This window comes from Rhizocola hellebori (assembly GCF_016862955.1).
GTDB classification, from domain to species: Bacteria; Actinomycetota; Actinomycetes; order Mycobacteriales; family Micromonosporaceae; genus Rhizocola; species Rhizocola hellebori.
In genome coordinates this window covers 1-5,674 of sequence record NZ_BONY01000164.1, presented here as the reverse complement: position 1 = coordinate 5,674, position 5,674 = coordinate 1, and the positions used below count along the sequence as shown (strand labels likewise).

Genomic DNA, 5,674 nt, shown 5'->3' with positions numbered 1-5,674 from the left:
CCGCCGGGCCGCCGGGCCGCCGGGCCGCCAGGCCGCCGGGCCGCCAGGCCGCCGGGCCGCCAGGCCGCCGGGCCGCCAGGCCGCCGGGCGGCAAGACAATGCCGACCCGACAGGAATCCTTGACCGCGAATGTCAGGTGACGGCTTTCGTGGGGCGAGAGGCGAAGACAACTGCGACAAGAGCTAGGGCTGCGCCGACGAGGGTTGGCGCGGTGGGTGGGCCGGATGCTGTGGGCAGCAACAGATCGATGAGGACGGCGCCGATGACCTGGCCGGCGATCATGCCCATGCCGAGGAGCAAGACGCCTATGCGCCCGACCACCGCCGAGGCCACGCCGATGAAGATGATGCCGAGCAATCCGCCCGAGTAGAGCCAAAGGTTGCTGGGCAGGGAATGCGGCAGGCCGCGCACAGCCAGGTCTATCGCTAGCAGGAGCAGCAGGGTCACCGTACCCGCCGAAAAATTCACCAAGGTGGTGGGCAGCACCGATCCGGATGCCTGGTAGACCCGGCCGTTGACGGCTTGCTGCCAGGCGAGCCCGAAGCCGGCGATGGCGGGCAGGATGGCGAGAACGAGGGCTTGGGTGTCGGAAAGGCGGTCGCCGACGGCGATGACCACCGCGACCACGCAAAGCGCGGCGCCGATGGCGCGGGGGGCGGTGACCGGACGGACCCCGCCCGGGGCCAGGCCGGCCCGGTCAACGATGAGGCTGGAAATGCTTTGCCCGGCCACGATGGCCACGGTGAAAACCGCTACCCCGATGGTGGCGACGGTGAGGCCCTGGGTCGCGACGAGGAGCGCGCCGCAGCTTCCGCCGAGGCACTGCCACCACAACAGGGTGCGCGCCCGCAGAGCCTCTCGGATGGCACGCAAACCTTTGCGCATCAACGGAATCGCACACACCAGCACGACGAATCCGCTGCCGAAGGAGAAGACGGCAGCCACGATCCCGTCGCCGATCCGATGGCCGAGCTCACCGTTGATGCGCGATTGGGCTGCTACGCCAAGACCGGCGACGACCGCGAGGACAAGACCTACGCCCTTCGTCACTCGAAGTCGACCAGCGAGTAATTCGCCAGCTTCTCCAAACGGTGCCAGGAATCGATTACGCGTACGGTTCCGGACTTCGATCGCATGACGATGGACTGCGTGTAGGCGCCCCCGTCCCGGTACCGGACCCCCTTGAGCAGATCCCCCGAGGTGACCCCGGTCGCGACGAAGAACGCGTTCTCCCCGCGCACCAGATCATCCGTGGTGAGCACCCGGTCGAGGTCGTGCCCGGCAGCGAGTGCCTTCTGCTTCTCGTCGTCGTCGCGGGGCCAGAGCCGAGCCTGGATCATTCCGCCGATGCACTTGAGGGCACAGGCTGCGGTGATTCCTTCGGGCGTGCCGCCGATGCCCATCAGAACGTCCACAGTGGACTGCTCGCGCGCCGCGTAGATGGCGCCGGCGATGTCACCGTCGGAGATGAACATGATCCGCGCGCCCGCGTCGCGGATCTCCTGCACCAGCTCGGCGTGGCGCGGCCGGTCGAGGACGCACACGGTGACGTCAGAGACGCGGGAACGCTTGGTGGCGGCGATGCGCCGCAGATTTTCCGTGCAGCCCGCGGTGATGTCGACCACATCGGCGAAGTCGGGCCCGACGGCGAGCTTCTCCATGTAGAAAACGGCACTGGGGTCGAACATCGAGCCGCGTTCCGCCACGGCCAGCACGGCCAGCGCGTTGGGCATGCCCTTGCTCATTAGGGTGGTTCCATCGATCGGGTCCACTGCGACATCGACCTCGGGGCCAGTGCCGTCGCCGACCTTCTCGCCATTGAAAAGCATGGGGGCGTTGTCTTTCTCGCCCTCGCCGATGACCACCGTGCCCTGCATCGGCAGCGAGTTGATCAGTTTGCGCATCGCGTCAACGGCGGCGCCGTCTCCGCGTTCTTTGTCGCCGCGGCCAACCCAGCGGCCCGCGGCCATGGCCGCCGCCTCGGTGACCCGTACGAGGTCAAGCGCCAGGTTGCGATCAAGGTCTTGGGGATTCCGCGCAGCCATGTGGATATCCTGGCATGTCACATGGGTTAACGCTCGTTCGGGCCCACGCGTCTAACCTGGCATGCTGTGACCGTGACATCGGAGAAGAAGACCCGCACACCACGTGACTTGGCGCTGTCCCTCATCGTGCTTCTTGTTCCGGTCTTCCTGATTGTGCTCGGCTACCGCTACCTCTACGGCGGCGACACCATCGTCACGGTTGACCCGGCGGAGGCGATCGCCAGCGCTCAGCGCGCCGGGATGTCCCAGCTGCCACCGAATACCGCCCCCGAAGGCTGGCTCGTTGTCCACGCCCAGTTTCGGGATGGGGCCCTTCGCATCGGGTACCTGACAAAGGATCATGAAGGCGTGCAGCTGGTCCAGTCCCGCGCTGATCTGTCCTCGACCGTGCAGGCCAAGCCCGGCGAAACAAGGCTTCTCGGGCGCAGCGGCGACATCACGGTGGTGGTGGTTGCCGCGCAGGGGGCCGACGCCAGCCCCCTGGCGCGTCTGCTACCGATTCCGGTCCAGGCGAGTGCTAGCCAGTAGCGACTCGTCCATCGAGGTCGGGGTGAGGCCGAAGGTCTGCTCGGTCAGCGACGAATCGATCGTGAACGGCTTGGCGAACTGGTAGTAGGTGGCCCGCAGCTCCTTCATCACCTTCGAGAACAGTCCCATCGTCCACAGCATCGCGTAGGGCACCGTCGAGATTTTGGCCTTGCCCAAACCCGCGAGCTCGTTGGCCCGATTGGCGGCCTGCCTGACCGACATCGGGGCGGCCGTCGGCACGAGCCACGCCTTGCCCCAGGCGCGTTCGTCGCCGGCGATGGCGACCAGGGTCTTGGCGACGTCGTTCACGTTGGTCCAGCTGTGGGGTGCGTCGGGGTCGCCGAAAGCGAAGGCGCTCTTGCCATTCACCGTGCGCTTCAGCACCACGTCGCTGAGCACGCTGTTGGACTCGCTGCCGATGAAGTCGCTCGCCCGCGCCTCGGTCACCCGGACCTTGCCGGCCAGGTGCGCGGCCAGCGCGTCCTCCCACATCTGGCGCCGCACGCGCAGCTTCGGGTGCTCAGCCCTCATCGGGGTAGCCGCGGTGATCGGCCCGCTGACCGGGCCGTAGCCGTAAAGGTTGCTGAACGTGACGAGCAGCGCCTGATTGGCCTCGGCCGCCTGCAGCAGCGACGCCGCGAGCGGGGGCCAGTCGGTGAGCCAGGTGTGATAGGCGGGGTTGGCGCAGTTGTAGATGGCGGTCGCCCCCTTGCTCAGCTCGGTCAGCTTGGCGGGGTCGGTCGCGTCAGCCGCGACCAATTCGATGCGCTCGGCCGAGGGTCCCCGGCCGCTGCGGGAGATCACCCGAACGGTCTCGCCTCGCTCAGCGAGGAGCAGGGCGGTCCGTGAGCCGACAGGTCCAGCGCCGACGATTACGTGCATTTCGAGCTCCTCGCTAGAAGTGAGAGCAGTGCTCTCTCATAAGAGCACATGTCCGCCAATCGAGTCAAGAGCACTGCTCTCGTTTCGTTGCTATGCTCTCTCCCATGAGCAGCAACTCGATCCGAGCCCGGGTACGTCAGGAGCTGACCAGCGAAATCAAGGCGGTCGCCCGGCGACAGCTGGCGACGGAAGGAGCCAACCTTTCGCTCCGCGCGGTCGCGCGTGAGCTGGGCATGGTCTCCTCCGCCGTGTACCGCTACTTTCCGAGCCGCGACGACCTGCTCACCGCTTTGATCATCGACTGTTACAACGAGATGGGCGAGGCCGGCGAAACCGCCGCTGCCGTCACAGGCACCGCGCTTGAGCGCTGGCTTGCCTTCGGTCATGCCATCCGCGATTGGGCCCTGGCCCACCAGGCCGAGTACGCGCTCATCTACGGCTCCCCGGTGCCCGGCTATCGCGCTCCACGGGACACGGTCGAGCCGGCCGCCCGGACCACGGTGGTGCTCGCCCGCTTCCTCGCCGACGGCTACACCTCCGGCGAGCTGCGCGTCACCTACGCCGATGACGCCGCGCCGCCGCCGGAGCTGGAGACCGAGCTGGTGCAAGCACTTCCCGTGATCGCGCCCGATATCCCCATCCCGCTGCTCCTGCGCGGCCTCACGGCATGGATCCAGCTCTACGGCGTCATCACCTTCGAACTCTTCGGACGGTTCAACAATTTCATAGAGTCGAGCCGCCGGGAGTTCTTCGATCACCAAATGCGGGTTATGGCGCGGGAAATCGGGCTGTAACTTTAGTCCCCGTGATCGTAGTTGTCGGTGAGCAGGTTGTTGATCTAGTTCCGGCCGGCGAGGGCCTCCTCAAGGCGGCGCTGGGCGGTGGACCCGCCAACACCGCGATCGCCGCCGCCCGTCTCGGCGCCTCGGTGGCCATGGCCGCCCGCACCGGGCGGGACAGCTTCGGCGCCGCCTTCACCGAAAGGCTCGCCGCGTCCGGAGTGGACACCCGCTACGTTCGCTCCACCACCCAGCCCTCGGCCCTCGCCCTGGCCGCCGTCGACCGCACCGGTGAAGCCCACTACGACTTCTGGCTCGCGGGCGCCGCCGACTTCGGCTGGCGCGCGGCCGAGCTCCCCCAGCTCGACGCGGGCACCACCATCCACCTGGGCTCGCTGGCGGCCTTCCTCCCACCCGGCGCGGACACGCTGGAGCGTTGGGCGCTAGGCCATCAAGACCGGTGCACCATAAGCTTCGACCCCAACATCCGGTCCGTGGCATTGCAAAGGCCTGATTCCTTGGTACGCCTGGAAAGGCTCGCCGAGCTGGCCAACGTGATCCGGGTCAGCGCCGGAGACCTCTCCCACGCCTACCCGCACATCGATCCACTTGTCACCGCGAAACGCTGGCTCAAGAACACGAACCTGGTCGTCCTCACCCACGGCAAATCCGGCGCGACCGCCCTGACCGCCGAAGCGACCGTAGAGGTCAGCCCGCCTCCAGTGTCTATAATGGACACCATCGGCGCCGGCGACACAGCAACCGGCGCGCTCCTAGCCTGGCTCCAGTCCCACGACTGGCCCACCACCGAGCCCGCCCTACGCGAAATGCTCACCTTCGTAGTCGCCGCCGCCGCCCTCACCTGCACCCGCATCGGCGCCGACCCACCCACCCTCGCCGACACCACCGCCCTCACCCCCTAAACCCACCCCACCGCACCTCCACGCCGCACCCCACCCCGCACCTTCACGCCGCACCCCCACCCCGCACCTTCACGCCCCACCCCGCACCTTCACGCCGCGCCCCGCGCCGCACCCCCACCCCGCACCTTCACGCCGCACCCCCACCCCGTGCCCTCACGCCGCGCCCCGCCACGCCGCCCCCCACCTTCACTCGCACGCCGCACCCTCATCTCTGCCCCGCACCGCCGCGCCGCACCCTCACCCAGCGCCCTCGCCGTCGCCGCTGCCCCGCACCGCCATGCCGCACCCTCACCCAGCGCCGCTGCTACGCCGCACCCCCGACTCCACCCGCACGGCCACACCCGCATCCCCAGCCCCGCGCCCACGCCGCACCCCCGCCTCCACCTCGCGGCGCCCCCACCGCATCACCTGCCCCGCCCGCACCCACCGCCACCAATGGGCGCGAGATCCAGGCGGTTCCGGAAGAGGGGGGCGGCTGGCGGAAGCGGCGCAGCGGGCAACGAGAGCCGGCGGCAGG

At 68.5% G+C, this 5,674-nt stretch carries 6 protein-coding genes; 3 read left to right on the top strand and 3 right to left on the bottom strand.

Translation table 11 applies throughout. The annotated features are described in order from the left end of the window. Window positions 1–132: 132 nt before the first annotated feature. Both Rhe02_RS49035 and glpX read right to left on the bottom strand, forming a co-directional pair. On the bottom strand, window positions 133–1,050 hold the full coding sequence (locus tag Rhe02_RS49035) for a DMT family transporter (RefSeq protein ID WP_203915482.1): 918 nt from the start codon (window positions 1,048–1,050) through the stop codon (window positions 133–135). Next, window positions 1,047–2,045, bottom strand: coding sequence for a class II fructose-bisphosphatase (glpX, locus tag Rhe02_RS49030; protein ID WP_203915481.1), 999 nt, complete (start codon window positions 2,043–2,045; stop codon window positions 1,047–1,049). Before glpX ends, Rhe02_RS49035 begins: the two co-directional genes overlap by 4 nt. A 66-nt stretch (window positions 2,046–2,111) precedes the next feature. Here glpX and Rhe02_RS49025 point away from each other — a divergent pair, with 66 nt between their 5' ends. Then, complete coding sequence (locus Rhe02_RS49025; protein WP_203915480.1) at window positions 2,112–2,573, top strand: DUF4245 family protein; 462 nt, start codon at window positions 2,112–2,114, stop codon at window positions 2,571–2,573. Here Rhe02_RS49025 and Rhe02_RS49020 read toward each other — a convergent pair. Then, window positions 2,538–3,455, bottom strand: coding sequence for an NAD-dependent epimerase/dehydratase family protein (locus Rhe02_RS49020; protein ID WP_203915479.1), 918 nt, complete (start codon window positions 3,453–3,455; stop codon window positions 2,538–2,540). The two genes, Rhe02_RS49025 and Rhe02_RS49020, sit on opposite strands and share 36 nt — an antisense overlap. Before the next feature lie 104 nt (window positions 3,456–3,559). Between Rhe02_RS49020 and Rhe02_RS49015 the strand changes: the two genes are divergently transcribed. Then, complete coding sequence (locus Rhe02_RS49015) at window positions 3,560–4,249, top strand: TetR/AcrR family transcriptional regulator (protein ID WP_203915478.1); 690 nt, start codon at window positions 3,560–3,562, stop codon at window positions 4,247–4,249. Between the two features lie 11 nt (window positions 4,250–4,260). Further along, window positions 4,261–5,157: a carbohydrate kinase family protein gene (locus tag Rhe02_RS49010; RefSeq protein WP_203915477.1), complete on the top strand. Its 897-nt coding sequence runs from the start codon at window positions 4,261–4,263 to the stop codon at window positions 5,155–5,157. Window positions 5,158–5,674 lie beyond the last annotated feature (517 nt).